This window comes from Fibrivirga algicola (assembly GCF_011742925.1).
Taxonomy (GTDB): Bacteria; Bacteroidota; Bacteroidia; order Cytophagales; family Spirosomataceae; genus Fibrella; species Fibrella algicola.
Map to the genome: position 1 here is coordinate 66502 of NZ_WAEL01000001.1, position 14798 is coordinate 81299.

Sequence of the window (14798 nt, forward strand, 5' to 3'; positions counted from 1 at the left end):
CCGGGCAGGGCAATCTGGCTAGGGCGTTACCGGTTGAGCGGGTGTTTTGTAGACGTAAAAAGCGCCGTCGTGTGAAGGCTGGTCAAACTGAGTGACCCGTGGGTAGGGGAGGTTGCCATCGTGCGTAACCAGGTACGTGTATCGGCCTTTCTCGAAGTCGGCAAACGCCAGCTTCGTGTCGACGAAGTAGTTGACGAATCCGGTCAGTGAACCATAAAACGTCAGGTCAGGATAGTGGTTGAGGGGCGTGTACTGAACCAGAATTTGCCGCTGCAGAATGGCCAGCCGTTCGTCTTCCGACAGGGATGTTTTCAGTACGACAGGCGGCGAGGTGCTTATTTTGCCGCCAAACTGACGATCATATTTCGCCTGAGTCAGGGTTTCATCCTCAACGGCTCGCAATTCCCGAATCAGCGTCTGCTTGTTTCGCGGTGTGATGTTGTCAAACTCCGGTGTGGTCAGCACGGGGGTATTGGCGGGTAATTTTTGCAGAAAAGTAGCCGTTTGCCACAGTGTCGACGGACGTAGCAGATCAGCCTCCAGTAGTGCGCTTTCGGCAATATGTGAAAGGGCGAGCAGGCCTGCTACAGTGTAAAGGACCCAACGCCGCCGCGACAGCAGGTACAGTGTGTATGCTCCATACGCCAGTAAGAACAGGCCCATCATACGCAACGGAAGCGTGTGCGTGATGTAGATGGTAGACGAATGAAAGATGGATACCGTCAATAATACCAGGTTGCCAATCAGGAGGGCAGCCATAGCCCGGTTGGGGTACCAGCGCCAGAACGAAACCGCCCCGATAGGCAATAGGAGCAGTTGCCAGACAGTGGGTGATGGCAGCACCATACTGGTAACGTACCCCCAATTGAAAAATGACGACTGGGCACCGCCAACCTTCATCAGCATACCGCCACCAAAGGCTTTGAGCAGCACAAAAGAGTCTGTCCACAGGAATGGCATTGTTAACAGCACGAACAGCAACAGTCCGCCCAACACCCCAAGGGCCCGTTGCCAGCTCCAGCCGATACGCACGAGCAACCCACCCAGCAGGAACGGGAAGGTAAATACGAACAGCAGCCGCTGACTGACCAGCAGGGCAATGAGCAGCAGCACAACGGCGGGCTGCCGCCACGAGCGGGCCGGAAATTCACCAAAGAGAATCAGAAAGCCAGCTACTGCAAAGAGTGCATAGCTGAGGGCTTCGGGACGAATGACGGGTGTGCTGATGAAAACGTCATACTGAAGGCACAGAATAACGACAAGGGGAAGGCGCAGCACCGGCGGAAGCAGCGATGGGCTGGCCCGGTGGATGATGCGAACGCACCAGATCAATAAGCCCCCAACCAGCAGCGTCTGAACCAGCCGACCGGCGGTGATGAGTGGAATCCGATCCAGCAGGTAGGCGTAGGCTGTCTTATCAATCACCTCAAACGCACCAACACCCGAGAGGTCCGGAGCGCTGACCAGATTGATCAGGCACTGACCCAACGCGAGCAGATAAAACACGATCACCATCGGAATACCCGGCCAGTCGAGGCAACGGGGTGTAGCGCCAAAGAGCATAAACACGCCCGAGTCGGCTATAAACTGCTCATCGGTGGTGAAGTAACCCCCGTCGGGCGGATGAACGAAGGTGACCCAAAGGGCGAATGACATGGCCAGTCCAACCAATATATAGCTCCACCTGATGGATGGCAATGAGTCTATAGATACGGGTAGTTGAGACGAGACAGGCGGAGAAATCATTGAGTTGGTTGCGAATGGACAAGCGGCACAAACTTACGGCTTCTACCGTTTCAACAGGCGCAATGTTCGTATATGGCCCGCAGCGGAGATCGATATCAGGTAGATGCCTTGTTGTAGATCAGGTACTTCCAGGGAGAGTGTGCCGATTTGTCCACTCGGGTAATTGCGTTGGAAGACAACCCGCCCGGTTAGATCGGTCAGACGAATGGTGATTGGCTGGGCCGATTCTGCGTCTGTGAGGCTAACCTGCAACCGCTCGGTGCCGGTAACGGGATTGGGGTAAATAGCCAGTAGTTGCTGGGCAGCAGCGAGTTGTATAGCCCGTCCGAAATTAGGAATACCATACCCGTACTGTACATCGGGCCGGTCGGCCTGAGACCCCGACTGGCGAAGCAAATTACGTACCTGAGCGGCCGATAGGGTGGGGTATGCCTGCCAGAAACCAGCGGCCAGTGCGGCCACCAGCGGACCGGAAAACGACGTGCCGTTACCCCCGACAACGCTACCTGCCGACGTACCCAGCACAGTACCCTGCCCCAGCGCTACCAGATCGGGCTTCAGCCGACCGTCGTAGGTTGGACCAACCGAGCTGAATCGGGCCAGGAGGCCATTGCGATCAACCGCCCCAATGCTCAACACGCCGGGCGAGTCGGCCGGTGCGCCAATGTAGCGCCAGGCGCTGTTGCCTTCGTTACCCGCCGAATTAACAACGACCATACCGGCGTCGGCGGCCCACGTGGCCGCCCGGCTGATCAGGGTTTTTGTGCCGGTCAGGTCGGCGTATGTATGGTTATCAGCGGGGTTGTCGAACGTCGTGTAACCCAGCGATGAGTTAATTACGTCGGCGCCAGTGCTATCGGCATATTCGGCGCCAATCAGCCAGTAGGCTTCTTCAACGGGATTTTCGCTGGCGGCAATTTCTGTTCGTAGCAACAGGTACGTTGCCTTATAAGCAGGGCCGTAGAGCTGGTTTGGTGCTTCGGCGGCCATTACTGACAATACATTCAGGCCATGCTCATCGTCGTCGTATACGTCGGCTTCGCGGTCGGGGAAGTCATAGGTGGCCAGCACCCGGTTCTCCGCAAAAAGCGAATTCAGAAAGGCAACCCGGTTAGCCCGTGAAAAGCCGGCATCGAGAATAGCAACCAGCATGGTTTCGCCATGATACCCGCTGTCGTGCATTTGGTCTACGCCCAGCTGCCTCAGCTGAAAGTCGCCTAGTCCGTAGGCTGGTACAGACGCTGACCGACCAAACTTACTGGCTCGTTCACGATCAGTGAGGGGTTGGTCGCTGGTTCCCAGCCGGGCATTATTGAGTACGCGCCCCGTTTCAAGTCCCTGCACGTAGGGCAGCGCCAGCAGGGCGGGGAGCTGCGTTGGGGCAATCTGTACCAGAGCGGCGTTGAGCCAGCGCGACGTGTAAAGCACGGTTGCTCCCGCCTGACGCAGCCCAGTCAGGTAGGCCGGTGTAACAGGCAAATCGCGTTCTGTGACGGCTATGCCCTGCCGTTGCCGCCTGGAGACAGACCGGGCCGACAGAAATTGATCGGGCCGGTCGATCCGAAACGGTGTGCCCGCTTTGTCGCGAAATAAAAGCAGGTATTGGCCCGCCCGTTGGGCCTGTGCTCCCTGGCCGAAGCAGCAGAATAGACTGACGATGAAGAGCGCCGCCGCAATGCGTAGTTGAAAGGTATTATTCAGTGCCATAACTCGCTACCCGGACGTACCTGCGAACGCCAAAATCGATCTGTGATGTGCCCACGCAGGTGGGTGTCGACGAGCAGAATTGTAGTTGCACCGTTTCTTTGTACACGAGGCCAATTTGCCGGGCAAATACTTCGATACGCTTGTCTTGTGAAACCAGGGTAGAATCATTTTGTTGCCAGACCGTTGCGGTTTCAGTAAATGTCTGTGCCCCAACTGTGTAGGGCTTCGCTACGTTGCGTACTTCATACAGGTCTTCGGCAAAGCGGTTAAACTCGTTTCCATTCCAACGGCTTCGGTCAATGAGTGGAAACGTCAGTTTAACGAAGTCGGCCCCGCTTTCAGTCTGCACGGCCATGCGGTCGGTTACCCGCACTGTCCATAGCGAGTCGGGTTGCCAGCTGGCCTGTGTGCTGGCCCGGCGAAACCGTTGCAACCGGTAGGCGGGCTGGCCCGTAACATCGGTGTAGCGGGGGCCAACGGTCTCTTTTAGCTGGTAAGTGCTGGTAACAGGCGCGGCAATGAGCGAGAAGCGCTGTTCAGTTACGTCGTAGATGATATAGCGGCCGCTTGAGACTGGCCGGTAATCAAGCCCCAACTCCACGGGTGAGGTTTCTGACGTACCGCAGGAGAGCAGTAAGAGCCAGCAAAAGCAGACAACAAGACGAAGCATGGTGGGATGGCAGAAAATAAGAAGGTGGGTTGCCGCCTGAACCAGCGGCGGGAACGTACCTACACCAGGCCGTTTTTGAAGGCATAGGCCACCATGCCCGCCGTATTTTTGGTGCCGGTTTTCTCCAGAATCCGCAGGCGGTGTCCTTCCACGGTACGGGGGCTCAGGAAAATCTTATCGCTGATCTCTGCCGTCGACATGCCTTCGCAGATGAGTTTCAGCACCTCTTTTTCCCGTTCCGACAACAGTATTTTGCTGTTGTACAACGTCGACTGCTTCACCACCGTGGTCTTGTTGGTCATCTTCCGCAACATGGCCCGCGATACGAATTCATTGAGGTAAACGCCCTCGTCGATCACCTTCCGAATGGCGCGCTCTACCTCGTCGGGGTCCGAATCTTTCAGCAAATAGCCGCTCACGCCCTTTTCGAGCAGGTGCAGCACCATCCGGTCTTCATCGTGCATGGTGAGCACAATGATCTTGATCATCGGATAATGCTCGCGCAGGTAATCGGCGGTGGCGGTACCGTCGAGCACCGGCATCTGAAGATCGAGCAGGACAACGTCGGGAACCCGCCGGGGAATTTTATCAATAAATTCCTGACCATTGCTGGCTTCCAGTACTAGTTCAAAGTCGGCCACCTGCCCCAAAATCGATGCAATGCCGCGCCGAAACAGGTTGTGATCGTCTACTAAGGCTAATTTGATCTTTGCCATTGTCTTTTATGCCGTGGCCGGGACCACTTCTTCAGGAACGACTGTGTGGAGGCGCGCCTGAACATGTACCCGTGAGCCTCGCCCAGGTGCCACGTCAAAGGTAACATGCCCGTCCACTACTGACAGCCGACTTTCGATATTCCGTAACCCTAAGCCACTCCGTCGGTCTTTCACCGCTTCGTCATAATCGAACCCTTTGCCATTATCGAGCACCGACATACGTACCGAGTCATCGAGGTACAAAAACTGGATTTCGACCTGCGTGGCGGCGGCATGTTTAATGGCGTTATTGATTAACTCCTGCGCAATCCGGTAGAACATCAGCTCCTGGGCGGGGGCAATGCGCTCCAGCGAGTTGGGGGCTTCGAGCAGCACGGCTACATCGGGGCCACTGGCCTTTTCGGTGAGCTCTTCGATAGCAGCCAGCAGTCCGAAGCGTTCGAGGGTGGTTGGTACCAGATCGCGGCTGATCCGCCGCACGTTACTCATCGTCTCGTCGAGCAGTGACCGGGTTTTTTGAACATGCAGACTGTCTTCCGGGGTATTGGTTAGCTTTCGCTCCAACTGATTCAGACTCAGCTTGGTGACGGACAACATGGTGCCGATCTCGTCGTGCAGGTCGCGGGCCAGGCGGCGGCGCTCTACTTCCTGCCCGTTGAAAGTAGCTTCCATGAGCTCTTTGCGGTAGGCTTCACGCAGTTCGTTCAGGGCCAACTGGTGACGTACCTGCCGGTTTTGGTAAAATGCCACGAAGAGGATGATGAACATGGTCATCACCAGTAACATCGCCGAGCCCACGGCTATGTAGAACTTCATGTAAGGATCCAAGACCGAGTACAACTAGTAGTAGTCTGATAAAAATAAATGACCGCCCAACGTATTACAACTTTAGGGCGGTCACTTCACGTATTCGGTACAAAAAAAATGTAAACGGTTGGCTTACACGGAGAAGCTTTCGCCGCAACCGCACGTACGCGAGGCGTTGGGATTCTTAAATTGAAATCCCTTTCCGTTTAACCCGTCAGAAAAATCCAGTTCGGTGCCAGCCAGATAGAGCAGGCTTTTACGATCTACATAAATCTTAATGCCTTTGTCTTCTACGATGTGGTCGGTTGGTTGCTGAGCGGTGTCGAACTGAAGATCATACATCAGGCCTGAACAGCCGCCACCCTGCACCGCTACCCGAATGGCAAAATCATCGGTGAGGCCATCTTTCTGGCGTAGTTCAACAATCTTATCTTTGGCTTGTTCCGTTACCGTTACCATGGCATCAGTGAATAATGTATGAATAAAGTCTGCGGAACAATGATACCATCATTCCTTTCATCAAAAACGGTCTCCAGTCGTCGAAAAGTTCATGCCTCCCGTACTGAACACATGATTCGTCGCACCGACCACGTAACCCCCTCCCGAAAATGTTTACTAATGTAGAACATATTGGCATTGCCGTTCGCGATCTGGCAGCTTCTAACACCCTCTTTGCCAGCCTGCTAAATGCTCAGCCTTACAAGTCAGAAGAAGTAGCGTCGGAGGGCGTAATGACTTCGTTCTTCCAGGTCAATCAGACCAAAATAGAACTGTTGGTACCCACCCGGCCTGACAGCCCCATTGCCACGTACCTAGAAAAGCGGGGCGAAGGCATTCATCACCTGGCCTTCGAGGTGAGCAACATTGAGGCCGAAATGGCCCGGTTAAAATCGGAGGGGTTTACACTACTGAACGAGACGCCTAAGCGAGGAGCCGACAACAAGCTGGTGTGCTTTCTGCACCCTAAAACAACCAATGGCGTGTTGATTGAACTCTGCCAGGAAGTTTCGGTACAAGAGTAAGTTGAACGGGTAAATTTCCAGACCCGACTACAAACAAAAAAGCCAAGCGAGATTCCCCCTTGGCTTTCTGATTTACTCAACGTTATGAAAAACTTTTCTTTTCGATACAAGTATAAAGCAGAAATCTCATTATTCAGTTCAAGAGGTAATAAAAATTTTATGCAGACTATGTAAATGGCTAATTATCAAAGCGCTGACTACACATTAAAATTTTCGTAGGACCAGTTTTAGTAGTAGATTACCCTTAAAAAAGGGGTGTAGGTGTAAGCAGAGCTACTCACCGCCAGGCCGGGAAATACGGGTAAGTAGGTAGTCTTGGTCATACAACCTGGCCATCGCGTAGGGTAATAGTCCGGTCGGCCAGGGCTGCCAGGGGTTCATTATGCGTTACGATAATAAACGTTTGGCCGAATTCGTCGCGCAGGTCGAAGAAGAGCTGATGAAGTTCTTCGGCATTGCGTGAATCGAGGTTGCCACTGGGCTCATCGGCAAAGACAACGGCTGGCTGGTTGATCAGCGCCCGCGCTACGGCTACGCGTTGCTGCTCACCGCCCGATAACTGCGATGGGAAATGACCTTGCCGATTTACCAGTCCGAGCTTAGCCAATAGCTGTTCGGCTCGTTGCTTTACATCCCGCTCGTCACGATTGGCGATGAAGCCCGGAATTGACACGTTCTCGAGGGCCGTGAATTCGGGGAGCAAATTGTGAAACTGGAAAATGAAGCCAATCTTCTCGTTCCGAAAGCGGGCTAGCTGGGTATCGTTCAGCGAAAAAACATCCTGATCGGCCAGGCGCACCGAACCCGAATCGGGACGGTCGAGGGTGCCCAGAATATGAAGCAGCGTGCTTTTGCCCGCCCCGGACGCGCCCACGATGGAAACAACCTCACCTGCCGCAACCGACAGGCTTACTTCATTCAATACAGGTAACGGCCCGTAGGCACGACGTAGATTGGTGGCAGTTAACAGCGACATCGCCACAAAAATAGCACGAGACAGTACGTGGAAAAAGGTAGTATGCCGATCGGGCGGATTTAAAGAGACGGTCCGCCGCTGCGTCAGTCCCATTAAATCCGCCCGATCCGCGCACCAGCAAGTTATTTCGCAAAGGCGGCTGCTTCTTTATTCAGCGCCTGATCATTTTGGGTACCTTCGGTGATGAGCACACGATGCCGGAAAACTACCGACTGACCAGCTTTCAGCGTGTAATTCATGGGCGCCTCTTTTCCGCTCGACATAACGCTTGGGGCCATTGGGTTCGCCGCAAACAGGCCATAGCCACGGGCATGCCAGTAGGTAGGATAGCCCGGATTGGCGGGGTGGTCGATGATGGTGACGGCCACCGGTTCATTTTTGGGTAACGTACCTGTCAGCGTAACCCAGGGCGCGCGGGTCCCCCAAACAGCATCACCATCAATGCCGGCAGCGCTATGGTACTTGCCCGTCACCCCTTCGTTGTCGAGTTTTGGCACGGCAGTGGTTTTACCCGACGCGTCGGTAAACAGATCGGGCTTGGTAGATGGGTGCTCCAGTTGCCGGGCAACGCGCAGGCCCAGCATGCCTTCTTTATTGTCTTTGAAAATGACGTCGTTCCCCACGGCTTTCAACGTGGTTTGCCGGTCAATACGGCGGGTGGCGCCATCGGCCGAGAACGTAAACTGCGTTGTTTCGTGCAGCATCGGCTTGCCGTCCCTATCCTGCCAATCGGCCTCAACGGTCAGTTCGGCGCTGTTGCCGTTCTCGTTCAGCCGGGCAATGTTGGTGTTGACAATCGTACCATACATCCCCTTGGGGTCAACGGCCGACGAGTTATTCCAGAGGTCATACCCGTTCACGTCGCCGTAGTTGAACCACAGCCCTACGTGGTGTGGATGGTCAACACGTTCGCCGGGGCGAGGATCCATGGGCCAACCCCGCGTGATCGGGTTGCCCGACGCGGTCAGGATCGGATACAGCGCTGGCTTTTTCAGCACATCGGGCCCCGGGTAGATATAGGCGGTAAACAACTGCCCATCTACCAGCACCGCTACCCGACCGGTTTCCCGTTTCAGTGTAACGCGCTGTTTTTTGGGCGGGGTGGCCGCTATGAATAAAATCAGAAGGGAGGCGACGCAAAGACTTGACAGACGCATTGTTTTCGCAGGTTATTTGTAGCCATAGAAACCCGAATGGGTGTCTGTTCTACTTTTAAAACTGGGTTGACGTTCGAGGTTTGTTGTCTGGGGTTCGTGGTTACGCAGCCTCTGACGAAACAACATACACAAGCAGCGCAACCACAACCCCCAAACGAAAAACCTCAAACTCATTTTTTATGATCATCGAAGTCTGTGCTTACTCGGTTGATGACTGCCTGGCGGCCGAACGGGCTGGGGCTAACCGGATTGAACTCTGTGGGGCCCGCGCCGAGGGAGGAATAACGCCTAGTCTGGGCCTGATTCGGGCGGCAAAGGCGGCTACATCACTGCCAGTATTTGTTATGATTCGACCCAGGGGTGGCGATTTCGTGTATTCACCGGCTGAACTGGCCGTGATGGAAGCCGATATCGATGCTGCCCGACAAGCCAGTGCCGATGGAATCGTACTGGGTACGTTGCTGCCCGATGGTCGTGTAGATCGGGACACGACTCGCCGGTTGATAGCGCGGGCTTATTCATTGCCAATTACGTTTCATCGCGCGTTTGATCTCACCATCGACGCCGCCGAAGCCTTGGAAACATTAATCGAGCTGGGTATCGGTACGGTGCTCACGTCGGGGCAACAGGCGCGGGCCATCGATGCGCTTTCCTTGCTGGACGCGTTGGCTAAACAGGCTGCCGGACGAATTGCGATCATGGCGGGCTCAGGCGTAAACGGGCAGAACGCGGTGCAACTGGCCCAGGCAGGTGTGTCGGCATTGCATTTGAGCGGGAGTATAACCACTGAAAGCCCGATGCAATTCCGGCGCAATGACGTACCTATGGCCAGCACCATACCCGGCGAGTACGAACGGTTTCAAAGCAGCGAGACGGCTATTCGGGCGGTGGTTGACCAGGTTCGTTGACGTGTTATTACAGGTGAAACAGAGTTATTGGCAGGGATAGGTCCGCAGGCCAAAAAGTGACAATTGAAACCTGCCTGATCGGTATGGGGGATCAACGGATAGAGCCCACTCTTATGAATGAATAGTCAACGTATGAAACGCATCAAATTCTTAACCTACTTTGTAGTCCTATCCTTATGTTCATTCAACCGAACGAACGTACCAGAGGAAACCTATCAGCTTTACGGTGCGGTAATCAACCTACTGGCAGCAAGTAGTTCCTATTCGTATGCCGTTGTTGCGGATAGCACAACGGTTCATCAACTTCAGGATGTTGATTTTCGTCAGCTTAGCGGTAGAACGCTGAACCCAGCCATACAGCGGCTCGTTAATGCACCGGATTGGTCTGCTTTTTTGACTGCTATCCAGATAAAAAACGTACGTAATGGTAGACTAGCAGACATGTTCGCTACCAAAACCAAGGTTCGGCTGTTGTCAAAAGCTGGCCCTATGTACAAAAGAGACGGAAGTGGCGGGGTGACTAATCGAAGAAGAAAATTTCGTACTGTTCTGGGCCCACTGTTCCTTTCACCTGTTATCTTTTCGGCCGATCATTCCAAGGCGATTTTTTCAGTGTACCAGTATCATGGACCCGAAAATTCAGCCGCAACGCTTTACTTGTTTGACCGAAAAGAGGATACTTCCTGGCGGCTTTATACAAGTATTCTGTTATCAATCTCCTGAGCTAAGTGGTTAGCCGATCCGGGTTTATACTGACCTGTTCTCTGACCAATTACTTCACTAGTGCCGCTGCCAACGCGGCTGACTGAGCCTTGCTAATGCAGCGGATGGTGATGTTGTTCAACTCCTTGCTTAGTAGGCTGAATTCAGCGGCAGTGAGGTTGTTGAAGAACACGGCGGCGGCTACTCGATTGCCTTTCGTTGTTTCGGCGTAAAACGCGTTGGTGAGCACAAAGGCCGTTGAGCCCCCTTTCATGCCCAAGTGCTTATAGACGTCCTTGTTCCCTGGATTCGCCACAAACGGCCATTCCATGATCGAATCCAGTACGGTTTGCACGGCAGTGGGGAAGTACGTGCGGGAAATGATCTTCTGCATCACCGAGGCATACTCCCGTACCGTAGACCCCGGTAGTCGATCTGACCAGCTCTTTTGCAGGTTCATGTCGGGAAAGATAAACCCCTGCTTATACGCACCTGACCGGTCGTTTTTCAACTGCTCGTGGATGGCCTGACAGCGGGCGGCGTAGGCGTTGGCCGATAAGCTACGAACTGCCTTTGCCGCTTTTGCCGAATCAGCAGGGGCGGCAGAATACAGCATCAGAGCCGCCACGATCGGGTAGATTTGGTCGTGGTTGGGCAGTTTCAGCGTTTTCAGGTTCGCGTTCACCGCCTTTGGCCCCAGCCGGTCGAGCAGGTATTCGGTGTTGGCGTTCGAGCTAAACATGATCATGCCTTTGGCGACGTCGAGCAGCGGAACGGTACCGTTGCTGATAAGGTTTTGCTGCGCCAGTCGCTGCTTCCAGGCCGGGTGTGCGCCCCCGTCGGTGTTGGGCAGGTAATATAGGTCTACGTCAGTCAGCGGTATGCGTTCATTCGGGTCGATCTTCCCCGCAGCAGCCTGCTGGGCAAACTCAATGGCAATGATCGTTTTCACGGCGCTGGCCAATGGCATTTTCTGGTCGGGCCGCTGGCTGATGAGTACCGTATCATTCCGAATTAAGTATAGGGCAGACCGAGTCGGATAGGTGCGCAGAAAATCAACGACGGGGTCAGGGCTGGGTGACTGAGCAGTGGCCAGGTACGTTCCCGACAGAAACAGGCAGGCAAGCAAAAATAAGCGCATAGCGTAAAGGACGATTGATAGCCGGAAGATCGGCGGTAGGGCTAATAGACTAGAATCTCTTTTGACAAATGGCCATCCAGACCGATAAACGGGGGAGGACATCCAAAAGTAGCGTCGGATTAGCAAGCTAATGCCCGCTACTATGTATTACCAACTAACGATGAAAACGGCCCTTCATCAAAACGGGCACCCGTTCTTACTAACTCCATTTGCCGTTTATCACCCACCCTGTACGTTTGACCCATACTTCAACAGAAGATACCTACTGACATGGAAAAACGTTTGGAACGTTACCTCGACGAAGCACAGATCGGGGGCGTGGCGGCCGGACTGGCCCATTACTTCGACATCGATCGGACGCTGATCCGGGTACTGTTTGTCGCCGGACTCTTCATTCCGTCGGCACCAGCATTCATCCTATATATTATCTTGTGGATTGTCTTGCCCGAACGCCGGTTTGGGTTGTCTTCTCAATCGCAAACAACCGTTTTTTCAAACCCAGCTTTTTCTATGTCGTCTACTGACCAAAAGCGTAACGGTAACCTCATTGGTGGCGCCGTTCTGATTATCATCGGCGTGTTCGCCCTGCTCGAGCGCTATACAGACATCGACTTCAGCGATGTGTGGCCCCTGTTGCTGATCGGTTTCGGTGCCTGGCTGATCCTGAGAGATCGTGACCGGAGAGCGAATTCGTCGAGCTACCTCGACAACGATCCTACGCCGCCCACACCGCCGACAAACGATCCCTACGACCCAAACCGGCCTATCAACCAGGTGTAATGGGCGAAGAGCGGGGCGTTCTAGGCCTGGGGCAGCGGGTGTTATTGCCAGTGCGTATGCAACACCTCCTTTTCCAGGCCCGCTTCTCCGCGCCTGTCACCCCCTAAACTGCTCATCATGAATACGAATCGTAATTTTTTCTGGGGCCTCACCTGCGTCACACTGGGCGTGTTGTTTCTGGCCCGTAACTGGAACCTGTTTCCAATGCCCGACTGGCACTTTGTGCGTACGCTCTGGCCCGTGTTGCTCATCTTAGGCGGTGCGGCGCTGATTCTACGGACTACAACGCCCGTCATGTCGGTTGTGGCTACGGGATTACTGGCGGTTGCTTTACCGTTCTGGTTATTCAGTTACATCGGGCGCCATCATAGTTACCGGGAAGACCGCGACTTGTCCATGCGGTTCGATCCGCCTTCGCCGCCCAGCCCGCCTAGTCCGCCCGGCGTTCCTAATCCACCATCGATGGATATGGACGATGATAACGACGACGATGAGGATGACGACGACGATGACTTCGATACGAATCGCCATTTAAAGGCTGGAACGTTCATGGAAGACATGCCCGTACCAGCACCAGCCGAAGCCCGGTTCAGACTGGAAGGAGGGGCCGCAAAATTCAAAATGGATGATACAACGCCTAAACTGATTGATGCCCGTACCAAAGCTGTGAATCTGTACAGCATGAGCATTGACCGGGTCGGTACGCAAATTCCAACCGTTCGCCTGTCGCCCGCCAAAGGAAGCAGCAACAACATCAGTCTATTCGATGATGATGGCGATTCTGATTTCGGTGAAGTGGTGGTGAAGCTGAACGAAAGCCCACTCTGGGACATGCAGATGGATTTTGGCGCTGGCGCCGCCGATTTTGATCTTAGCCGATACGCCGTGAAGGCATTGAAAGTGGAAGCCGGGGCCGCGAGCCTTGACCTTCGCCTCGGTGATAGGGCCGCGCAGTCAGATGTGCGAATCTCGTCGGGCATGGCGTCCGTTAAGATCAAAGTGCCTAAAACAGCGGGTGTAAAGATCACGACCGATGGTGGCCTGAACTCCACCGATATCGACGATGATTTTGATAAAGTTGGCAGCAGCACGTACCTGAGCCCCAACTACAATACGTCGACCAAAAAAATTACGATTCGCTACGATGGAGGCCTCTCCAGCCTCAAGGTGTCACGTTACTAATTGTTATTAGACTACCCTTTCCTTTACCGCAAAGCCGCCCTGCCTACCAGCCGGGCGGCTTTTTTATGATTCGTTGGCAACTGCCAGTAGTTGAAAACCGTTAGTTCTTTTGTGAGGCGTGTAACACCGCGGTGCGTTTGGTGTTTCTAAAGAAGCGTATAAAAACCATCATGAAAGAGATTTCCAATATCCTGACTGCTTACCAAAACATGAATCCGGCCACCACTAAAGCGGCTCTGGCTACAGTGGTTCGGGTTGAAGGATCGTCGTACCGGCGAACGGGCGCCCGAATGCTGATCATGGATAATGGTATGTGGGTTGGCGGCATAAGTGGCGGGTGCCTGGAAGGAGATGCCCTCAAACGCGCCCGACTGGCTATGGCCCAGGCCAGGCCCACGCTGGTCACTTACGATACCACCGACGATGATGCCTATCAGATTGGCGTTGGACTAGGCTGTAACGGCATCATCGACGTGCTGATTGCACCGATCAACGAGGCTGAGCCCACCGCCATCAACCTGCTGAAAGATTGTGTTACCAGCGACCGGCAAACTCACATCTTGCTCACCGTTACCCAGGTGAATGGCTTGGTTGAGGGGCTCACCATTGGTGATATGCGGGTGTATTCGGGCCCCGACAGTCTGTCTGTATTCGGTGATGAGCAGGCAATCGAACTGCTCGACAACGTTGTGCGGAAGTACATCGCCAAAGGGAAGTCCGCTCCCGTGAGCCTCGGTTTATCTGACGGCCGGTCAATCGAACTGTTTGTAGAAGTAATTCCGCCCGTGCCGCATGTGGTGGTCATGGGCCAGCAATACGATGTGTACCCACTGGTGCGCCTGATCAATGAGTTGGGCTGGCAGGCAACGGTGGTAGCTAACCCGCAGAAGATAACGAAGGCGTTTTTCAGCCAGGCTAACGCCCTGGTTGCCCCCGCTGACTTCGATACGATCCCCATCGATGAACAAACAGCATTTATCCTGATGGCCCATGATTTCAACACCGACCGGGCCAATCTGCCCAAAGCGCTGGCCACCAATGCGCCGTTTGTGGGCGTGCTTGGTCCACGGGTACGTACCGAGCGTATGGTGACGGAATTAGCCGCTGAAGGTGTATTCATTAGCTTGGAAGAACGGGTACACGCGCCGGTTGGCCTCGACATTGGGGCTACCTCACCCGAAGAAATTGCCCTGTCGATCGTTGCCGAAATAAAAGCGGTGTTATCTGGCCGCGATGGCTCGTCGCTTCGATTACGGCAGGCTCCTATTCACGAACGCGAGTAAG

The 14798-nt window shown here is 54.2% G+C and carries 15 protein-coding genes; 6 read left to right on the plus strand and 9 right to left on the minus strand.

The window, feature by feature from the left end:
- Nucleotides 1-18: 18 nt before the first annotated feature.
- The 6 genes from F7231_RS00265 to F7231_RS00290 form a co-directional block, all read right to left on the minus strand.
- On the minus strand, nt 19-1746 hold the full coding sequence (locus F7231_RS00265) for a hypothetical protein (RefSeq protein ID WP_166690494.1): 1728 nt from the start codon (nt 1744-1746) through the stop codon (nt 19-21).
- A gap of 42 nt (nt 1747-1788) precedes the next feature.
- A complete protein-coding gene (locus tag F7231_RS00270; protein ID WP_166690495.1) occupies nt 1789-3453 on the minus strand; it encodes a S8 family serine peptidase in 1665 nt (554 codons plus the stop codon).
- Nucleotides 3440-4123, minus strand: coding sequence for a hypothetical protein (locus F7231_RS00275; protein WP_166690496.1), 684 nt, complete (start codon nt 4121-4123; stop codon nt 3440-3442). Before F7231_RS00275 ends, F7231_RS00270 begins: the two co-directional genes overlap by 14 nt.
- A 59-nt stretch (nt 4124-4182) precedes the next feature.
- On the minus strand, nt 4183-4839 hold the full coding sequence (locus tag F7231_RS00280; protein WP_085410594.1) for a response regulator transcription factor: 657 nt from the start codon (nt 4837-4839) through the stop codon (nt 4183-4185).
- A 6-nt stretch (nt 4840-4845) separates the two neighbouring features.
- Nucleotides 4846-5655 (minus strand): sensor histidine kinase, encoded by an 810-nt coding sequence (locus F7231_RS00285; RefSeq protein ID WP_085410593.1) that lies wholly within the window; start codon nt 5653-5655, stop codon nt 4846-4848.
- A 123-nt stretch (nt 5656-5778) separates the two neighbouring features.
- Complete coding sequence (locus F7231_RS00290) at nt 5779-6105, minus strand: HesB/IscA family protein (RefSeq protein WP_085410592.1); 327 nt, start codon at nt 6103-6105, stop codon at nt 5779-5781.
- A 149-nt stretch (nt 6106-6254) separates the two neighbouring features.
- Between F7231_RS00290 and mce the strand changes: the two genes are divergently transcribed.
- On the plus strand, nt 6255-6668 hold the full coding sequence (gene mce / locus F7231_RS00295; RefSeq protein WP_085410591.1) for a methylmalonyl-CoA epimerase: 414 nt from the start codon (nt 6255-6257) through the stop codon (nt 6666-6668).
- A 319-nt stretch (nt 6669-6987) separates the two neighbouring features.
- Here the strand turns inward: mce and F7231_RS00300 are convergent, their stop codons facing one another.
- Both F7231_RS00300 and F7231_RS00305 read right to left on the minus strand, forming a co-directional pair.
- Nucleotides 6988-7644 carry an ABC transporter ATP-binding protein gene (locus F7231_RS00300; protein ID WP_085414970.1) on the minus strand — a complete coding sequence of 219 codons (657 nt, stop codon included), beginning with the start codon at nt 7642-7644 and terminating at the stop codon, nt 6988-6990.
- Between the two features lie 122 nt (nt 7645-7766).
- On the minus strand, nt 7767-8801 hold the full coding sequence (locus F7231_RS00305) for a DUF6807 domain-containing protein (protein ID WP_166690497.1): 1035 nt from the start codon (nt 8799-8801) through the stop codon (nt 7767-7769).
- Nucleotides 8802-8980: 179 nt separating this feature from the next.
- Here F7231_RS00305 and F7231_RS00310 point away from each other — a divergent pair, with 179 nt between their 5' ends.
- Both F7231_RS00310 and F7231_RS00315 read left to right on the plus strand, forming a co-directional pair.
- Nucleotides 8981-9709 carry a copper homeostasis protein CutC gene (locus F7231_RS00310; protein ID WP_166690498.1) on the plus strand — a complete coding sequence of 243 codons (729 nt, stop codon included), beginning with the start codon at nt 8981-8983 and terminating at the stop codon, nt 9707-9709.
- Nucleotides 9710-9841: 132 nt separating this feature from the next.
- A complete protein-coding gene (locus F7231_RS00315; protein WP_166690499.1) occupies nt 9842-10432 on the plus strand; it encodes a hypothetical protein in 591 nt (196 codons plus the stop codon).
- A gap of 49 nt (nt 10433-10481) precedes the next feature.
- On the opposite strand, the gene F7231_RS00320 is transcribed toward F7231_RS00315, so the two are convergent.
- The gene (locus tag F7231_RS00320; RefSeq protein ID WP_166690500.1) at nt 10482-11552 is read right to left on the minus strand and encodes a serine hydrolase; all 1071 of its coding nucleotides are present in this window, start codon (nt 11550-11552) and stop codon (nt 10482-10484) included.
- A 270-nt stretch (nt 11553-11822) separates the two neighbouring features.
- Between F7231_RS00320 and F7231_RS00325 the strand changes: the two genes are divergently transcribed.
- The 3 genes from F7231_RS00325 to F7231_RS00335 all read left to right on the plus strand — a co-directional run bounded on the left by F7231_RS00325 (nt 11823) and on the right by F7231_RS00335 (nt 14797).
- Nucleotides 11823-12332 (plus strand): PspC domain-containing protein, encoded by a 510-nt coding sequence (locus tag F7231_RS00325; RefSeq protein WP_085410586.1) that lies wholly within the window; start codon nt 11823-11825, stop codon nt 12330-12332.
- A gap of 117 nt (nt 12333-12449) precedes the next feature.
- A complete protein-coding gene (locus tag F7231_RS00330) occupies nt 12450-13514 on the plus strand; it encodes a toast rack family protein (RefSeq protein ID WP_166690501.1) in 1065 nt (354 codons plus the stop codon).
- Nucleotides 13515-13684: 170 nt separating this feature from the next.
- On the plus strand, nt 13685-14797 hold the full coding sequence (locus tag F7231_RS00335; protein WP_166690502.1) for an XdhC family protein: 1113 nt from the start codon (nt 13685-13687) through the stop codon (nt 14795-14797).
- The last annotated feature ends 1 nt before the right edge of the window (nt 14798 follow it).

Coding starts and splice junctions, on each gene's coding strand:
- F7231_RS00265 (WP_166690494.1), bottom strand. CDS start 1,746: ATGATTTCTCCGCCTGTCTCGTCTCAACTACCCGTATCTATAGACTCA.
- F7231_RS00270 (WP_166690495.1), bottom strand. CDS start 3,453: ATGGCACTGAATAATACCTTTCAACTACGCATTGCGGCGGCGCTCTTC.
- F7231_RS00275 (WP_166690496.1), bottom strand. CDS start 4,123: ATGCTTCGTCTTGTTGTCTGCTTTTGCTGGCTCTTACTGCTCTCCTGC.
- F7231_RS00280 (WP_085410594.1), bottom strand. CDS start 4,839: ATGGCAAAGATCAAATTAGCCTTAGTAGACGATCACAACCTGTTTCGG.
- F7231_RS00285 (WP_085410593.1), bottom strand. CDS start 5,655: ATGAAGTTCTACATAGCCGTGGGCTCGGCGATGTTACTGGTGATGACC.
- F7231_RS00290 (WP_085410592.1), bottom strand. CDS start 6,105: ATGGTAACGGTAACGGAACAAGCCAAAGATAAGATTGTTGAACTACGC.
- mce (WP_085410591.1), top strand. CDS start 6,255: ATGTTTACTAATGTAGAACATATTGGCATTGCCGTTCGCGATCTGGCA.
- F7231_RS00300 (WP_085414970.1), bottom strand. CDS start 7,644: ATGTCGCTGTTAACTGCCACCAATCTACGTCGTGCCTACGGGCCGTTA.
- F7231_RS00305 (WP_166690497.1), bottom strand. CDS start 8,801: ATGCGTCTGTCAAGTCTTTGCGTCGCCTCCCTTCTGATTTTATTCATA.
- F7231_RS00310 (WP_166690498.1), top strand. CDS start 8,981: ATGATCATCGAAGTCTGTGCTTACTCGGTTGATGACTGCCTGGCGGCC.
- F7231_RS00315 (WP_166690499.1), top strand. CDS start 9,842: ATGAAACGCATCAAATTCTTAACCTACTTTGTAGTCCTATCCTTATGT.
- F7231_RS00320 (WP_166690500.1), bottom strand. CDS start 11,552: ATGCGCTTATTTTTGCTTGCCTGCCTGTTTCTGTCGGGAACGTACCTG.
- F7231_RS00325 (WP_085410586.1), top strand. CDS start 11,823: ATGGAAAAACGTTTGGAACGTTACCTCGACGAAGCACAGATCGGGGGC.
- F7231_RS00330 (WP_166690501.1), top strand. CDS start 12,450: ATGAATACGAATCGTAATTTTTTCTGGGGCCTCACCTGCGTCACACTG.
- F7231_RS00335 (WP_166690502.1), top strand. CDS start 13,685: ATGAAAGAGATTTCCAATATCCTGACTGCTTACCAAAACATGAATCCG.